The following is a 15,382-nucleotide window of genomic DNA, read 5'->3' on the forward strand; positions in this document are numbered from 1 at the left end:
AGGTTATGCTGAACAATTTGTCCAAAAATTCGGATTAAATTTGCAATCTACCTCTTGATATAACAGACAACTATCCGAGGAGTGATCAATTTGAAATACGTGATTATTGGTGGGGTCGCTGGCGGCATGTCCGCGGCAACCCGACTGCGGCGACTCGATGAAACGGCGGAAATCGTTGTTTACGAACGCGGGCCATTCGTCTCATTCGCCAACTGTGGCTTACCATTTTATTTAGGCGGCGAAATCACTGAACGCGCTGACCTTATCGTCAAAACGGCCGCCCAATTACAAGACCGGTTCAACATCACGATTCATCCCAACCACACCGTGACCAAAATTATGCCAGCCACGCAACAACTGACCGTGACGCACGACGAAACGGCGACCACGGTCTCGTACGACAAACTAATTCTCTCAACTGGGGCCACACCGATTGTCCCAGACTTACCCGGATTAACTGAATCCGATAACATTTTTACCTTGCGCAATATTCCCGACCTCGACAAAATTATGGCTGAAATCCAGTCCAACGCCTCGCAACACGCGCTCGTCGTTGGTGGTGGCTTCATCGGCTTAGAAGTCGCGGAAGGCTTACGTCACCGGGGCTTACAAGTCACCTTAGTTGAACAAGCCCCTCACGTTTTACCACCGCTGGATGAAGAAATGGCCGCCCCGTTAAAAACTGAACTGGAAAATAACGGCGTTCACGGCATCACTGGCCAAGCGGTGACGGCCTTTGACCAAGCAGGCCACCAAGCAACTTTGGCTGATGGCACCGTTTTGCATCCCGACTTCACGATTATGGCCATTGGCGTCCGACCAGCGAGCCAACTGGCCAAGGATGCACATTTGACCTTAGGCTGGCGTGACGGCATCGTGGTCGATGAACATTATCAAACGAGTGATCCAAACATTTATGCAATTGGCGATGCCATTTTAGTCACCCAACAAATCGACCACCAACCAGCTTTAATTGCCTTAGCATCGCCCGCTAATCGTCAAGGCCGCCAAGTCGCGGACAACTTAGCCGGTCATCCCCGTCGTAACCGCGGCAGTATTGGGACCGCTATCGTCCGCGTTTTCGATTTGACGGCTGCGGCGACTGGCTTAAACGAACGCGATTTGCAGCGAGAACACTTGCCTTATCAAGTCGTTCACACGCGCACAGCCAGTCACGCCAGCTACTATCCCGGCAGTGAACCGATTACCTTAAAACTGTTGTTTAACCCGGACACCGGTAAAATCTACGGCGCACAAGGCGTTGGTAAAATCGGCGTCGACAAGCGGCTTGATATTTTGGCAACCGCTATCAAAGGTCAGTTAACAATTGCGGATTTACCCGAATTAGAACTCACCTACGCGCCACCATACGGCGCTGCCAAAGACCCCGTCAACATGCTCGGTTATGCCGCCTTGAACTTGGCTGAAGGGCTTAGCCACAATATTCAATGGTACGACTTACCCGCTGAACTCGCGGCTGGCAAGCAACTATTGGATGTCCGTGACGCCGATGAGTTAGCGGATGGTCGCTTCAAAAACGCCATCAACATTCCATTAGACCAATTGCGCGACCGCTTATCTGAGTTGAATCCGCATCAAGCCTACATCGTGAGCTGTTTTAGTGGTCAGCGCAGCTACATGGCTGAACGAATTCTAAAGCAACATGGTTTTGCGGTCGAAAACTTGGATGGTGCGTTCGCGTTGTATGCCGCTGTCCGACCGGAAGATTTAGTTGGATTGAAATAATCGCATTTGAAAGCACACTTATACATCTAATTTAGATGTGATAAGTGTGCTTTTTTATCCAACTTCAACCATTCATGTGGTGATATGCAAATAAACCAACAGCATACCCATAAAAGAATGCTCTCGAAAATAAGTTTTTTCCTTGAACCGATTAGTTTCCACCAACTCGTTAAAGCTTGCCAATAAATGAAACGTGATTATTTCAAAAATCATTTATATTCTAGGCTCTGCAGCTTATCCAAAACCTATCCAAGCTTATCTAAGCCTATCCCAGCTACCCCAAGCTTACTCAAGCCCATCTGAGTTACACCTCACAAATTACCAGCAGAACTTATTCACAGTATGTCAATATTTCGGGTGAAATCGTACAAACTTCCCTTCAAACGAGTCATCAATTTATGGTAGGGTTAATTTAGTTGTTTTTTATTATAAATAAAAGTTTGGGGCGGATTTAATGACAAAGTATCGGTGGCAAGCGAGTGCCTTAGTATTAGTAACCTTCATGTTAGGCTGTAACGAATTTATGGTAGTCGGGGTACTCTCAGACATTGCCAAATCGTTGCGGGTCACCGTGGCAACGGCGGGGTATTTAGTCACTATTTTTGCGATTGTTTACGCCATCAGCACTCCCATCATTACGATTTTAGCGAACCGCTTCAATCGCTATAAAACACTCATGACATTACTGTTGCTGTTCTTAATTGGTAATACTTGGAGCGGCTTTACCACGAGTTACGGTTGGTTTTTAGTCACCCGCATGTTGACCGCCGCCGTGGCTGGAGCCATTGAATCATTAGTTATTTTATTTGCCAACGACATTGCGCCACGGCAAAAACGCGCGATGTTGATTTCGTGGATTGCCGCTGGTTTTAGTATCGCTTCGGTTATCGGCGTGCCGATTGGGGTCGCAATTAGTACGGCAACTAGTTGGCACATGGCGTTTCATCTAATTTCGATTTTAAGCCTAATTACCACCATCGTGATGGTCTGCCTGTTACCACGCGATTTACCACAAACGCCTGGCACCATCAAGGATCAGCTCGTCTTATTAACGGATAAACGGATTTATTTAGGTGCCTTACTGATTTTATTTTCAGCGGCGGCCCTTTACGCCTACTATACTTATGTTCGGCCATTGCTAACCACTGGCTTGGGCTTTAACACGACCGCGCTCAACTGGCTATTATTTATTTTGGGATTAGTCAGCATTGCCGGCAATCGCCTATCCGGTATCGTAGCGGAGCACCGCGGCTTAAAAATTATGCCACGCTTCTATTTGGTCGATATCGTCTTATTGCTACTATTTCCGCTAGCGATGACGACCAAACTCACGGGATTTAGCTTATTGCTAATTTTGACGTTACTGATTTCCGTCGTAAATTCACCGATTCAGATTCACTTTCTAGACGTTGCCGAAGCGGACTATCCACAAGCCATCCTACTCGCATCATCGTTAAACGCCATCTTCTTTAATATCGGGATTTCCGTCGGTTCGGCCACGGCGTCGTTAGTACTCGCCCATCGCGGTTTGAACCAACTAGGCCTTGGTGGGGCCGCCTTTTCAGCCTTAGCGTTAATCACCACGCTGATTCTCAATCACGTGATTGCCCGTCACCAATCCAAGGCAGTGGCCTAAAGCTATGCTACAATCTAACTTAATTACTTTATTGGGAGGAACCTCATCATCGATTACCAACAAGCAGTAACTAACGAATGGGATAACGCCGCCTACGTCCAAGCAACGGGCGATGCCGATTTTGAACGCGTCCCGGCCCGCGTGATGACGAACTGGTACCGCGTGCGGTCATTTGGCCAGGAAGCCTTTGTCTGGCAAAAAAAGCAACGCGACTTACTGGTGATTTCAACCGAAGCGCGTGAAGCTTTAATCACACAACTGAAACAAGATTATTTTAAACCCATCTATGACGACTTTATGGCGCATGGTTGGGCTGAGTAGCCATTAAAAGCGCACACGAACTTTGACAGCTCAAACCGTCAGTTCGTGTGCGCTTTCCATTATTTTTTCACTTCAATTGATTTTTTTCGTGCCAAAATAAAAAACAGCCAGCATGAAACAAGATTATAAATGGCAGCCAATCCACAAATACCATAAAATACACAAATCGTTCGTTGAAGCTGACAATATTTAATATCGTGACACCCAAGATGGCACCACAGCCTAGTGTCAAAGCACCAGCGTAGATTTTTTTCATTTTAAGCGTCGTTGCCCGCAATGATAATCCCCAAATGACTAACAACAGTCCACAAAGGACATACCCCGTCAATTGATTGTCGTCGAGTTTGAAACCTTGTTGCACACCACTCGCAAAATAAAGGGCCGCCATGTAATTTGCCACGTAAATACCGGTCATGATTTGAACCCCGTAGTAGTCTTTCATATCGCTAGTCCACTCATTATCAGGGTCTTAATTTTGGTTACCGACCAGCTGGCGAGCATCAACATCGTCCCCCAAAGTATTCATATTATTATTCCATAATATAATAATATGAATGCCCGGACAACCGGAATTGGTAGCGCTACCGTTAGGACAACAAACTAAAAAAATATCCAGCTGTTATTTTCAGTCATGACCCGTATAATGCAGTCATAGACTGTCTTTGCCATCTAAGAGAGGCGTTAGCATGACCACATACTTTCTAATTAATCGCCAAGACTACTTCGCGGCTGGCTTCATCGTCAACGACGGCGTAGCGTACATTGATACCACCACTAGTTTTAGTGCGGCGGCATCGGTGAAACGTGCCACTGCCACCGTTGCCAAAGCTGGTCTATACGCGCAAGCCCTCGCGCATCCCACGCCTGGCAGTGAACGTACAGTGTTAACCGATGACGAGCGCACGCAACTGACTAAACAGCTGGACACGCAATTCCAAGTCATCAGTACTGAAAACTTGCAAAGCTGTTAATTTATTCAATTCGAGGTGAATCAAATGACTGAAAAAGAAACTAAACCTGATGTCAAAGACGAGCGTACTAATCCGTACTGTCACGTTGACATGGTCTGCACGCCCGGCTGTGGCTGTGCTGGTGCAGATGGTATCTGCCACTGTGCCATGATTTCGGAGCAGAAATGTGATTGTGATGGTTTTTGTGGGCTGCCAAAGCATTAACAAGCTGGTCGGTCATACCCAAAAGGCGTGCCGTGTTGTCATAAAGCCAACACGACACGCCTTTTAACTAAAAATGATTAAGTGACAATCAGGCCAATACATTGACTAGTCTGATCAGTAAAATGACGGCCGTAAATGGTGAACCTAATCGCAAGTTGGTTCACACTCGCTAAGATTCTATTTTGTAATTTATATGAAAGATCCCCGCGAATATTTACCGTTACCGCGTGACCACTCTTCACTAGTGCCATTAACTGCTGTTGGCAATGTGGCCAGTTGTGCTCTAACTCATCAATACAAAAGCACGCAACGATTGGTAAACTCATAATTTCAGAAAATTCATCATCGACTTGTTTCATTCTCATTTACCACCATTTCAGTGACTTATTTTTTGACATAAGTTTCATTAATCGTTGAGACCGTCAAACCAGTAACATCCTTCTTGTGACTTGGGATCATCAAGCTGAAGATGTAACCAAAGATGAAGGAGGATAAGAAGGCCACACAAGCAACTAACAGTGATGAAATATTCAAGGATTGAACATAGAACGAGCAAGCTACACTCGCAACTAAGCCGAGTAAAACACCCAAGGAATTGGCGCGTTTGGTGAAGATACCAACGGCAAAGACCCCCGCAATTGGCACACCAAACATCCCAGTAATTGATAAGAATAAGTTCCAAGTTTGTGAGGTATTCCCCATCAACAAGTAAACCGCGAACGCTAACCCTAATAAACCAGAAATAATAATGATGATTCGCGCCAACGTAACGTCTTTCAAACCTTGTAATTTATCATGGAAGAACCGTTGCTTAAAGTCGGTCACTGCACATGAAGAAATTGCGTTCAAACTAGAAGCAATCGTGGATTGAGCTGCCGCAAAGATAGCTGCGATAACTAATCCAGCAACCCCGGCTGGCATTTGCGTCACAACAAAGTAAGGGACAATGGCACTCGTGTTAAAGCCTTTTGGCAACGAACCCGTATGTTGATAGAAACTGAATAAGACCGTCCCCATCCCAAAGAACAGTGGAATGGTAATTAAGGCTAACCAGCCGTTGGTGTAAAGTGATTTCTTAGTTTCAGCCATGCTACCAGTAGTTTGGTAACGTTGAACCACGTCTTGACTACCGGTATATTGATACAAACTGTTAAAAATTTGACCTGCTAAGATCAACGGTACGAATTTCGATAAGTCCCCGATATTGAAATCAGAACCTGAGAGGAATTTGTGATGAACCGCCACATCATTCATGATGGTCCCAAAGCCGCCTTTAGTGTAGGCAATCCCTAAGATACAAATTAATAAAGCCCCACCAAGTAACAAGATACCTTGAATAACATCACTCCAAATAACCCCTTCGATACCACCTAAGAATGTATATAGAATACATAAACCACCCACAATGACCGCAATCAAGATTGGATTAATATTCGATACTGACGTAATGGCAATAATTGGCAAGTAAATTACAATGGCAACCCGCCCAATATGATAAAGCATAAATAAGATACTACTAATTGCCCGCATCACCGGACTAAACCGTTCTTCTAAGTATTCATAGGCCGTGGTCACTTGCAATTTACGGAAGAATGGCACATAAAATTTGATCAAAATTGGAATCAAAATCAAAATTGAAAAGTTACCAATCGCATAGGACCAGTCAGTTAAGTATGATTGTTCCGGTGTTGACATAAAGGTAATCGCACTTAAAGTCGTGGCATAAATACTGAAGCCCGCGGCCCAAGCCGGAATCTTACCTTCTGCTTTAAAGAATGAATCCGTGTTCTTACTTGCCTTACGCGTAAAATACGCCCCGACACCTAACATTGCTAACAAATATATTACGAGGACGGCCCAATTGAGACCCCCAAAACCAACCTTACTCATGATTTCACCTCATTAACTTTCATCGTTTTTTGTGAATTTGCGGAACTAGTATTCGTTCGTTGAATAAAGAATTTCAAAATCAGTGGTGCGACTAACGTGGTAATCACGGTTACGACAATCATGGCGGTGTAATGATTTTGATCAATCAAATGCGCACCGAGGGCGACATTTGAGACCACTAACGCCATTTCACCACGCGAGACCATCCCGGCCCCAACGACATTGGCCGCGGCCCAGTCTAACCCGAACATTTTGCCACCAATTGCACCACCCACTTGTTTACCTAAAATGGCAATCAAAATTAATAGCGCAATAAACACAAAGTCTTTTTGTAAATTATCAAAAGTAATATTCAAACCAACACTAACGAAAAATACGGGAATAAAGACGGAATAACCAATCGGCTCCACCTTCAATGCCAACGCATCTTTATAAGTCGTTTCTGAAATTGCTAAGCCCGCAAAGTACGCCCCTAAGACATCGCTCATGCCAAGCGCAACGGCGAGCCCCGCAAAACTAAAGCAGAGAATAATCGCAGCAGTCGTCAAATTCTCACTGGCATTCAGCTTGTCAAATAATGACAGAAACTTAGGCACCGCCCATTTACCGAGGACAAACATTAAAATGAAGAAGCCTAATTTAGGCAAAATCAACGCCCACAGCGATTGCGACTGGGCGGCATTCCCGGTGCCAAATAAGCTGACACAAATACCTAGTAAAATCACACACATAATGTCGTCGGCCACGGCGGCGCCTAAAATAATGGCGCCTTCGCGACTGTTCATGCGATGCATTTCTTTCAGTACTTGAACCGTGATACTAACCGAGGTGGCACTTAAAATTAGTCCAATGAAAATCGCAGTTGACCAAGCAAAGCCGAACCCAACCGCACAAAGTAACGCTGCCGATACCGTTGGAAAGATCACGCCTAAGGTTGCCACCGTTAAAGCGGGTTTCCAATATTTCATTAATAAGCCTAAATTACCTTCCAGCCCCGCAATGAACATCAAGATAATGACACCCATTTCCGAAAAGTAATTAATGAAGGTGCCCGGTGCCAGTAAATGCAACACGGCGGGACCAGCTAAAACGCCAACTAACAATTCTCCAATCACACTTGGAAAATTCAATTTATTGGATAAGTGTGCGCCTAATTTTGTTAGCACCAAGATAATGACTAACTGCCAGATATAACTCATCGTGACTACCTCCGCTATTTCAATGCTGCATTAACCAGCTCGATTTGACCGTTCATATCTTGATCATCAATCGCATATTCCAGAAATACTGGGGTGCCAGCTGATAGTCCTGACAATAATGTTTTCCAATCCGTCGCTCCTTGACCTAGTAACACCGTATCTTGGTTGGCAATATCTTTTAGATGGAACACGGTAATGGCGTCTTTGACTTGGTCAAAGGCTGGTTCTGGTTGTTGGTCAATCCAATACCAATTGCCGGAATCAAAAGTGTACCCGAGTGGTAAGTGCTCCTTTGCAACCCACGTTAATAAGTCCGTCATCGTTGTTAATCGGCCGTTGTCATTGGGCTGATTTTCAATCGTGACTTGAACATCATTAAAGTTGAGGTGCCTTAATTGTTCGGCAATAGTGGCTGCGTCGGTCAGCTTCCCAGAACTGTATTTTAACGATTTGATATGATGTTGCCGGGCCATCGCTAAAGCTTGTGGTAACTCAGCATTCAAGCCGTCCATAGTAAAAATTTCTTCTGGAACCGAATAATAAAAATCCCAATGTTCTTGTTGGCAAAGTTGATCAATAGCTGTTAATTCCGCGTCTTTAGTTGCTGCTTGGAAGAACTCACCGCGAACTTCAATGGCATCAATGGGGGCGCCGATAAGTGTTTTTAGACAAGCCGCCTGACTAGTGCCGGCCTGTAGTTTTTTCAGAAATACGGCAGTGTTTACAGATACTTGCATGGTTGGTACTCCTCTCAAAGCAAAATAAAAAGCCACTACGCAATAACGTTAGCCATAGCGCCAATGACCTAGTAAGACCTAGGGATAGCGATCGACTAACAATTATTTCGTAGCGGTTAATTTTCTGAGATGATATTACGCCAAGTAATATAGCACAATAAAATCTAAGTGTAAACGCTTTCTTTAATTTATTTTTTCTGCATTAGGCCACTTGCTGCGCCAAACAGTTGTGCTTTATCCGCTAAAACAGCGACTTCTAAGCGGGTCTGACACAAATTTTCAGGAATTAATTTATCAATATTTTTTTGCAATAAATCAAGTAAGAAGCAGCCTTGCTGTGATTCGGCGCCACCAATAACCAAGACTTCTGGATCAAACAACAACATAATCTGGGCCAACCCAGCTGCGACCGTCGCCGCCCAGTCGTCAATAATCGTTAAATACTGTTGATTACCTTGCTTAGCGGCCGCAAAAGCATCTTTAACACTAATTTGGTATTTAACCAACTCCCGGTCCAAAGTCAATGTGGATGCGCGTTGTTCATAATTAGTCTTGGTTTGCGGGTCATATAAGGTATAACCAATCGAATTAGCGGTCCCGTGAGCCCCACTTAGTAACCGACCGTTAGCCAAATAAGCCCCGCCAATTCCCGTTCCTAACGCAATACAATAGGCCGAATTAGCATCCTTGGCGCTGCCAGCTAACTGTTCCCCTAGTAAACACGCATCCACATCGTTCACTACAAATACCGGTAGCCCCGTCAATTGGGCTAATTCATCCTTGATTGGCGTCCCTTGATAGTCGGTAATCGTCGGACCAGCATACTGAATTGCGCCATCTGCCCCAACAATACCGGCCGTACTAACGCCAATACCGGCGACTTCATAATTATTTGTATAGTCGCGACTTAACTGCTTTAGCATTTTTAAAATATGACCATCAGCATTATGTAAGGTCCGACAACTCCCAATATGAGACAACTGCAACTGTTCATCTATCAGGCCGTATTTAATTGAAGTCCCACCAATATCAAAAACTAAATAATTTTTTGTCATTACAATCATTCCTTATGATTAAATTAAGCGGTTTAATCACGATGATTTAAGCGTTTTCATCATAGCATGAACCCTAGTTTTACACAAAAAAACTTTTTTTAATAGTCGTGTAATCATCTGGTGTAATTGAATTACCGCCGCAAAACGATAATTATTATCGAAAAATGTTATTGCAATATTTTTGTTTGTATACTAAGCTACTTCCTGTAAGCGGTTAATCTTTGAGATGATTATTACCACACAATTTAATAACAAGAGGAGTTTATGATCATGAAAAAACTTTATTCAGCATTAATGACGGCATTCAACGAGGATGGCTCAATGAATGATGCCGGTACGCGGGCGATGGTGCGTTACAACATCGACGTTAACCATATTGATGGTCTCTATATTGGTGGGAGTACTGGCGAAGCCTTCATGATGAACACTGAAGAACGTAAGCACTTATTCAAGATTGCCTTTGATGAAGCGGCTGGCCAATGTGATTTGATTGCCCAAGTAGGTTCAATCAACTTAAATGAAGCCAAAGAACTAGCAGATTATGCGGTTAACACGATTGGCTATAAAACCATCAGCGCCGTCACCCCGTTCTACTATCCATTTAACTTCGACCAAATCAAATACTACTATGATGCCATCTTGGAAGGTCTAGATACGCAATTATTAATCTACTCCTTACCAGCCTTAACTGGAGTTTCCTTAACAGCCGAACAATTCGGTAAACTCTTCGAAAATCCTAAGATTATCGGTATCAAATTCACTAATGCCGACTTCTTATTATTGGAACGGGTTCGTAAAGCCTTCCCTGACAAGTTAATCTACTTTGGTTCTGATGAAATGTTACTTTCAGCCTTAGTCTTAGGCGTTGATGGTGCCATCGGTTCAACCTTCAACTTAAACGCCAAACGCGTCTTTGACGAAATCAAAGCCTTTGAAGCTGGCGACAATGCTAAGGCCCTTGAATTACAACACACCACTAACGACTACATTATGGATGTCATTGATAACGACCTTTATCCAACTATCAAATTACTCTTCCATGAAGCCGGTGTGGATGCGGGGCAATGTAGTAAACCAATGAATGCGCCAACCCCTGAAATGAAGGCCGGCGCCGCTAAAATTTACGCTAAGTATTTCAAATAGGATCAGTTTAGATAGAAAAGAGAATGTGTCATGGCAGAAAACAAATTTTTAGCAACAACTAAAGGTAAACTAGTGATTTCTTGCCAAGCGTTGGCAAATGAACCTTTGCACAGTTCATTTATCATGGCTCGGATGGCGCGGGCCGCTAAAGAAGCCGGCGCCGCAGCAATCCGCTGTAATTCAGTGGTCGATATCCAAGCAATTCAAGATGAAACGCATTTGCCAATTATCGGCTTAGACAAGGTCGATTATCCGGATTCGCCAGTCTATATCACGCCGACGATGAAAGAAATGCGCGGCGTCGCAGCAACTGGTGCCGAGGTCGTTGCTTGTGACGTGACGGGCCAACCCCGTCCTAACGGTGAAAAGTTAGCCGACATCGTCAAACAAATGCGCGCTGAGTTCCCCGATACGTTACTCATGGCCGATACTGATTGCCTCGCTAGCGTTAAAATTGCCAATGAACTGGGCTTTGACATTATCGGGACTACTATGCACGGCTATACACCGGCTACTGAAGGTCTGGACTTGTCCGCTAATGACTTTGCATACTTGAAAGATGTCTTAAAGATGGCTGAACATCCAGTGATTGCGGAGGGTAAAGTTGACACGCCTGAAAAGATGCGCCGTTGCTTAGAACTTGGCTGCCATGCCGTAGTTGTCGGCGGAGCCATCACGCGACCATTGCAAATCGCCCAAAACTTCGTTGCCGCAATTCCCGATTAAACTTTTTTATGCTAAGCTAAGGGAAATATGTCACGAGGACTGAAAATTATGAGTATTATTCAAAAAGTTGAAGCTCAATACCCGGACTTATCACGCCAAGAACGCAAAGTCGCTTTACGCGTGATGCAGGCCCCGGAACAAGTTCAACAAATGACAATTTCTAGCTTAGCAAAAGCGGTCAAGGTTAGTAATGCGACCGTCACGCGTTTTGTCAAAAAGATTGGCTGTCGCGACTTCTATTCATTTAAGATTGCATTATCGCAACCGGCTGAACCCCAAGCACCAATTGCGGCCACCACTAATCAAAATACAACCGCTGATGAGGTTTACGACTTTTACAGTAAGGTCTTATCCGGTACCCAAGAACGTTTAGATATGGATAAAATCACTGCTACTGCCAAAGCCATCTCATCAGCACGCCGGGTCTATTTATTTGGGCTTGGAAGTTCCGGCTATACGGCGAACGAAATGACGCAACGGTTACTCCGGATGGAAATTGCCGCCTTTTGTATGACGGACACGCACATCATGTTCATCACTAGTAGTATTATTACCGCCGATGATATCGTGATTGCGATTTCCTTATCCGGTAAAACAACTGATATTAATGAATCCGTCGCGATTGCTAAAGAAAAAGGCGCGAAAATCATTGCAATTACCGCCTTTGAAAATAGTAAATTAGCTGAGATTAGCGACATTACTGTTTTAGTTAAAAACAGCAGCTTTATTGACAATACCCGCTTTATCAATTCACAGTTTGCCATTACTTATGCGCTTGATATCATTACCACGGTCTTACTCAAAAATGATGATTATCGCCATAACATGGATCAAACGATTGAAATGATTACTAACCGAAAACTCGAGAAATAAATTTTGATGCCAACTGGTCAAGGCTTTCCTGACTAGTTGGCATTTTGTATTAAAAAAGAGCCAGCTATCGCCAACTCCGTTACATCAATCTATTTACTAATAGTAGGGTTAACAATCCCACCAACATGACCTAATTAATCGGAATATAAATATCAGTCTGACCCTTATCCTTAAAATTTTTAGGCGGGTCGGTCACGTAAAGTTCAAACGGTACCGCATCGCGAACACGTTGCTGATTTTTCAGCAGCCAATCCTGGTACATATACTGCCAAGCTGCTTCGTAGTCCTTAGCCCCAAGCTCAAAATGACCAACGCCAAACTTGCTGATGATCCGTCCTATACAAATTTCATCAGTTTCTGTCACATTCGTCGTATCCGGAATAATCATCGCAACACTAGTTCGTAGCTGATTATCTGCCGTTATAAATGGATTATCATCATACATCGTCACAACTTTTGTTACTCCTGGAACAATCAACTCATTGGTAGTGGCAAATGTAAATAGCGTTTTGAACATTCGCCGACTTTGCTTGCGAAAAGCCGCGTAACTGCCTCTAAAACGAATATAAATAATCTTCACATCAACGTCCTGGGTGGTAATTTCAATCGGTTCAATCATCGGTTAGTCCTCCGCTTTCCCTTGATATGCGCTTATTATGACCGCTTTAAATTCTGATTGCTTGTCATTTCTTGCTGTTTTCGATACTGAGTTGGACTGACCTTAAAATGGCGTTTAAAAGCCCGACTGAAACTACTCGCATCATTATAGCCATAGTTTAACGCAATCTCAGTCAGTGACTTGTCCGTTACTAATACCAAAATAGATTGCCGCCCGCTCGAGTTTAAAACGGGTGACAAACGCCTTTAAGGTCTCATCAGAATATTGCGTAAAGATGCGATGAAAATGAAATGGCGACAGATGGACGTTAGCGGCTAGTTCCGCCAAAGTAATCGGATCAGCTAAATGCTGTTCAATATAATCTTCAGTTTTATTCACTAGCCGTTTGGTATCATTTTCATTCATGCGACGCCTCCTCGAAACTGGTCATGCTGTTTTTTGATTATGAGTACATGTTGTTTATCAGTAAGGCTGAGTTTACAGCCGTTCAAGTCGATGTATCAAGTCAGCATGGTCATCCATTAACCGATTAGCAATTGCCAAAATATCCGGCCTGATTTTTTCCACTTTTCTAAAAGTCAGCGTTTGACCATCTGCAGCAATTATTTTTTCAAAAGTCGTGGCATCACTGATCTGCAAAAGCTCACAATCTTTTTTCGATAATCGCAAGGCATAAGTGTTGCCAATTTTGCTTAATTTCACCAATTCATTGGAATTCTCGGAATTAGCCATTGCGCGTTCCTCCTCTAATTTTCATAGCTACATTATTCATCGATGTTACAATTCGATGATTAGCACATTATGTCGTTAAGGCTTTAATATGTACATCAAAAATAGCGTACGACGTTTACACAATTACGTTCTTAACATCGGAATACCAATTTAAGCTTGCTAATCCTGATGCCATCCTTAGTATAGCAGTCTCGAACTTAATTCACGAAAGCGTATCACCTAGAAAGAACCAGTCATTAAATTAGTCTTAGACAAGCTTGGTTGCACATGGTTGTCAAACTATTCAAGTTAGAGTTGACTCTTCACTGCAAATCATGCGATACTAATTGCGGTGCCAAACCACGGTGAGGGTACGCGATCGGCGCGCAAGCGTTCAGAAGGTCGCCGCACCTCACCACAAAACCGCCTTACGGTCAACGTAAGGCGGTTTTTCTGTATTACTATCCATATTCATACCTGACTTAAGTGGCCAAAATCGAGCGCCACGCTTAAATCCGCTTTGTAGTTATGTTAATCAGTTTGGATTATCCTGCATCATCATGAATAATCTCAACCGCGGCATCCAGCACACTATTAGCGCCAACCAAAGAAAAAGTCTGCCATTGCTCATTTAATCTAATTTCCATTTGTTCATCGAGTTGATCAGCGGCTTCCCCTTTAACCCATACCAACCCTACATTTGAGTCAATAGTTTGATTAAAATCTGGCAGCGTCGCATCCTTATCAACAAAAACTAAATGAAAATGCTGACCGTTTGGAAAATCGCCTTCTTTTGAGAAAGGGCCAACACCGTCATCATAATCCAGCAAAACCTTTTTACGGTCTAAATATTCTTTCAACTTATTTTGAGCAGCATTAGCAAAAATTAGTTTCATTTTTTCACCTTTTCTAAAATATCAAATCATTTTTTGGCATTTTCAATACCATACCTCATATTTTTAATCACACTATATTTCATCCTTGACTTAATCCTATAAAGTAAGCAATTCTTACTCTAGCTCGGTAATCCTACTTCAGCTCGGTAATCCTACTTCAGCTCGGTAATCCTTACTTCAGCTCGGTAATCCTTACTTCAGCTCGGTAATCCTTACTTCAGCTCAGTAATCCTTACTTCAGCTCGGTAATCCTTACTTCAGCTCAGTAATCCTTATTCTTTTTTTAGTATAACAGCTTTCAGACTTAAAGATGGCCAAACAGTATGTACAAAAAAGAGACAGCCACGGCCATCTCTCCTCAAATCAATTCTATTTACTTAGCAACGGCATGGTTCTCATCCAACACTCCCGGCCAACAAATCACCTTGCGTCCCGTAATTTTCATCGGAAATCGCATGCTTTTTGCCATTTGCGCTATCAAGTACGCTATAAAACGGTCTCTCTAACTCAGTTGTTGCTTCAACTTCTTAATTTGTTTATCAAAGTGATAGGTTGTTACGACGTTACATAAAATAACCACTAACAAAACAAACTGTACACGGCTCTTATGATGTAATTACGGACAACTTGTTCGCTATAATTATCTCAAAGGAGT

At 43.4% G+C, this 15,382-nt stretch carries 19 protein-coding genes; 8 read left to right on the forward strand and 11 right to left on the reverse strand.

Annotation, left to right across the window (positions count from 1 at the left end):
• Positions 1–90 precede the first annotated feature (90 nt).
• From DY78_RS14690 to DY78_RS16260, 3 genes are all read left to right on the forward strand, one after another.
• Complete coding sequence (locus DY78_RS14690) at positions 91–1,746, forward strand: FAD-dependent oxidoreductase (RefSeq protein ID WP_024624821.1); 1,656 nt, start codon at positions 91–93, stop codon at positions 1,744–1,746.
• Positions 1,747–2,200: 454 nt separating this feature from the next.
• Positions 2,201–3,382 (forward strand): MFS transporter, encoded by a 1,182-nt coding sequence (locus tag DY78_RS14695; protein WP_024624820.1) that lies wholly within the window; start codon positions 2,201–2,203, stop codon positions 3,380–3,382.
• A gap of 144 nt (positions 3,383–3,526) precedes the next feature.
• A complete protein-coding gene (locus DY78_RS16260) occupies positions 3,527–3,703 on the forward strand; it encodes a hypothetical protein (RefSeq protein WP_156093507.1) in 177 nt (58 codons plus the stop codon).
• Positions 3,704–3,770: 67 nt separating this feature from the next.
• Here the strand turns inward: DY78_RS16260 and DY78_RS14700 are convergent, their stop codons facing one another.
• On the reverse strand, positions 3,771–4,145 hold the full coding sequence (locus DY78_RS14700) for a hypothetical protein (RefSeq protein ID WP_024624819.1): 375 nt from the start codon (positions 4,143–4,145) through the stop codon (positions 3,771–3,773).
• A gap of 244 nt (positions 4,146–4,389) precedes the next feature.
• Here DY78_RS14700 and DY78_RS14705 point away from each other — a divergent pair, with 244 nt between their 5' ends.
• Both DY78_RS14705 and DY78_RS15880 read left to right on the forward strand, forming a co-directional pair.
• On the forward strand, positions 4,390–4,674 hold the full coding sequence (locus tag DY78_RS14705; protein WP_024624818.1) for a hypothetical protein: 285 nt from the start codon (positions 4,390–4,392) through the stop codon (positions 4,672–4,674).
• 24 nt (positions 4,675–4,698) lie between these two features.
• Positions 4,699–4,878 (forward strand): hypothetical protein, encoded by a 180-nt coding sequence (locus tag DY78_RS15880; RefSeq protein ID WP_081754460.1) that lies wholly within the window; start codon positions 4,699–4,701, stop codon positions 4,876–4,878.
• A gap of 77 nt (positions 4,879–4,955) precedes the next feature.
• On the opposite strand, the gene DY78_RS14710 is transcribed toward DY78_RS15880, so the two are convergent.
• The 5 genes from DY78_RS14710 to DY78_RS14730 all read right to left on the reverse strand — a co-directional run bounded on the left by DY78_RS14710 (position 4,956) and on the right by DY78_RS14730 (position 9,759).
• Complete coding sequence (locus tag DY78_RS14710) at positions 4,956–5,237, reverse strand: hypothetical protein (RefSeq protein WP_024624817.1); 282 nt, start codon at positions 5,235–5,237, stop codon at positions 4,956–4,958.
• A 25-nt stretch (positions 5,238–5,262) separates the two neighbouring features.
• Positions 5,263–6,768 (reverse strand): sodium:solute symporter family protein, encoded by a 1,506-nt coding sequence (locus DY78_RS14715; protein ID WP_024624816.1) that lies wholly within the window; start codon positions 6,766–6,768, stop codon positions 5,263–5,265.
• Complete coding sequence (locus DY78_RS14720; RefSeq protein WP_024624815.1) at positions 6,765–7,967, reverse strand: cation:proton antiporter; 1,203 nt, start codon at positions 7,965–7,967, stop codon at positions 6,765–6,767. The genes DY78_RS14715 and DY78_RS14720 overlap by 4 nt, the downstream gene beginning before the upstream one ends.
• 14 nt (positions 7,968–7,981) lie before the next feature.
• Positions 7,982–8,704: a sugar phosphate isomerase/epimerase family protein gene (locus tag DY78_RS14725; RefSeq protein WP_024624814.1), complete on the reverse strand. Its 723-nt coding sequence runs from the start codon at positions 8,702–8,704 to the stop codon at positions 7,982–7,984.
• Between the two features lie 188 nt (positions 8,705–8,892).
• Complete coding sequence (locus tag DY78_RS14730) at positions 8,893–9,759, reverse strand: ROK family protein (RefSeq protein ID WP_024624813.1); 867 nt, start codon at positions 9,757–9,759, stop codon at positions 8,893–8,895.
• Positions 9,760–10,023: 264 nt separating this feature from the next.
• On the opposite strand from DY78_RS14730, the gene DY78_RS14735 reads away from it, so the two are divergent.
• The 3 genes from DY78_RS14735 to DY78_RS14745 are packed head-to-tail and all read left to right on the forward strand — an operon-like array spanning position 10,024 to position 12,501.
• Positions 10,024–10,902 carry an N-acetylneuraminate lyase gene (locus tag DY78_RS14735; protein WP_024624812.1) on the forward strand — a complete coding sequence of 293 codons (879 nt, stop codon included), beginning with the start codon at positions 10,024–10,026 and terminating at the stop codon, positions 10,900–10,902.
• Positions 10,903–10,932: 30 nt separating this feature from the next.
• On the forward strand, positions 10,933–11,628 hold the full coding sequence (locus tag DY78_RS14740; RefSeq protein WP_024624811.1) for an N-acetylmannosamine-6-phosphate 2-epimerase: 696 nt from the start codon (positions 10,933–10,935) through the stop codon (positions 11,626–11,628).
• A 48-nt stretch (positions 11,629–11,676) separates the two neighbouring features.
• Entirely contained in the window at positions 11,677–12,501 is an 825-nt protein-coding gene (locus DY78_RS14745; RefSeq protein ID WP_024624810.1) for a MurR/RpiR family transcriptional regulator, read from the forward strand.
• A 130-nt stretch (positions 12,502–12,631) separates the two neighbouring features.
• Here DY78_RS14745 and DY78_RS14750 read toward each other — a convergent pair whose 3' ends face one another.
• From DY78_RS14750 to DY78_RS14765, 5 genes are all read right to left on the reverse strand, one after another.
• Entirely contained in the window at positions 12,632–13,120 is a 489-nt protein-coding gene (locus DY78_RS14750) for an AraC family transcriptional regulator (protein ID WP_024624809.1), read from the reverse strand.
• A 35-nt stretch (positions 13,121–13,155) separates the two neighbouring features.
• The gene (locus DY78_RS16695; RefSeq protein WP_338043921.1) at positions 13,156–13,359 is read right to left on the reverse strand and encodes a helix-turn-helix domain-containing protein; all 204 of its coding nucleotides are present in this window, start codon (positions 13,357–13,359) and stop codon (positions 13,156–13,158) included.
• Positions 13,289–13,525, reverse strand: a complete 237-nt coding sequence (locus tag DY78_RS16700; protein ID WP_235810686.1) for an AraC family transcriptional regulator — start codon at positions 13,523–13,525, stop codon at positions 13,289–13,291. Before DY78_RS16700 ends, DY78_RS16695 begins: the two co-directional genes overlap by 71 nt.
• Before the next feature lie 72 nt (positions 13,526–13,597).
• A complete protein-coding gene (locus DY78_RS14760; RefSeq protein WP_024624808.1) occupies positions 13,598–13,852 on the reverse strand; it encodes a hypothetical protein in 255 nt (84 codons plus the stop codon).
• A gap of 524 nt (positions 13,853–14,376) precedes the next feature.
• On the reverse strand, positions 14,377–14,727 hold the full coding sequence (locus tag DY78_RS14765) for an iron-sulfur cluster biosynthesis family protein (RefSeq protein ID WP_024624807.1): 351 nt from the start codon (positions 14,725–14,727) through the stop codon (positions 14,377–14,379).
• Positions 14,728–15,382: the final 655 nt, after the last annotated feature.

The sequence above is a fragment of the Lactiplantibacillus fabifermentans DSM 21115 genome, from assembly GCF_000498955.2.
In the GTDB taxonomy this organism is placed as follows: domain Bacteria; phylum Bacillota; class Bacilli; order Lactobacillales; family Lactobacillaceae; genus Lactiplantibacillus; species Lactiplantibacillus fabifermentans.

What these genes read in the sequence shown, in the direction of transcription:
- DY78_RS14695 (WP_024624820.1), top strand. Translation starts at nt 2,201, where the DNA reads ATGACAAAGTATCGGTGGCAAGCGAGTGCCTTAGTATTAGTAACCTTC.
- DY78_RS16260 (WP_156093507.1), top strand. Translation starts at nt 3,527, where the DNA reads ATGACGAACTGGTACCGCGTGCGGTCATTTGGCCAGGAAGCCTTTGTC.
- DY78_RS14700 (WP_024624819.1), bottom strand. Translation starts at nt 4,145, where the DNA reads ATGAAAGACTACTACGGGGTTCAAATCATGACCGGTATTTACGTGGCA.
- DY78_RS14705 (WP_024624818.1), top strand. Translation starts at nt 4,390, where the DNA reads ATGACCACATACTTTCTAATTAATCGCCAAGACTACTTCGCGGCTGGC.
- DY78_RS15880 (WP_081754460.1), top strand. Translation starts at nt 4,699, where the DNA reads ATGACTGAAAAAGAAACTAAACCTGATGTCAAAGACGAGCGTACTAAT.
- DY78_RS14710 (WP_024624817.1), bottom strand. Translation starts at nt 5,237, where the DNA reads ATGAAACAAGTCGATGATGAATTTTCTGAAATTATGAGTTTACCAATC.
- DY78_RS14715 (WP_024624816.1), bottom strand. Translation starts at nt 6,768, where the DNA reads ATGAGTAAGGTTGGTTTTGGGGGTCTCAATTGGGCCGTCCTCGTAATA.
- DY78_RS14720 (WP_024624815.1), bottom strand. Translation starts at nt 7,967, where the DNA reads ATGAGTTATATCTGGCAGTTAGTCATTATCTTGGTGCTAACAAAATTA.
- DY78_RS14725 (WP_024624814.1), bottom strand. Translation starts at nt 8,704, where the DNA reads ATGCAAGTATCTGTAAACACTGCCGTATTTCTGAAAAAACTACAGGCC.
- DY78_RS14730 (WP_024624813.1), bottom strand. Translation starts at nt 9,759, where the DNA reads ATGACAAAAAATTATTTAGTTTTTGATATTGGTGGGACTTCAATTAAA.
- DY78_RS14735 (WP_024624812.1), top strand. Translation starts at nt 10,024, where the DNA reads ATGATCATGAAAAAACTTTATTCAGCATTAATGACGGCATTCAACGAG.
- DY78_RS14740 (WP_024624811.1), top strand. Translation starts at nt 10,933, where the DNA reads ATGGCAGAAAACAAATTTTTAGCAACAACTAAAGGTAAACTAGTGATT.
- DY78_RS14745 (WP_024624810.1), top strand. Translation starts at nt 11,677, where the DNA reads ATGAGTATTATTCAAAAAGTTGAAGCTCAATACCCGGACTTATCACGC.
- DY78_RS14750 (WP_024624809.1), bottom strand. Translation starts at nt 13,120, where the DNA reads ATGATTGAACCGATTGAAATTACCACCCAGGACGTTGATGTGAAGATT.
- DY78_RS16700 (WP_235810686.1), bottom strand. Translation starts at nt 13,525, where the DNA reads ATGAATGAAAATGATACCAAACGGCTAGTGAATAAAACTGAAGATTAT.
- DY78_RS14760 (WP_024624808.1), bottom strand. Translation starts at nt 13,852, where the DNA reads ATGGCTAATTCCGAGAATTCCAATGAATTGGTGAAATTAAGCAAAATT.
- DY78_RS14765 (WP_024624807.1), bottom strand. Translation starts at nt 14,727, where the DNA reads ATGAAACTAATTTTTGCTAATGCTGCTCAAAATAAGTTGAAAGAATAT.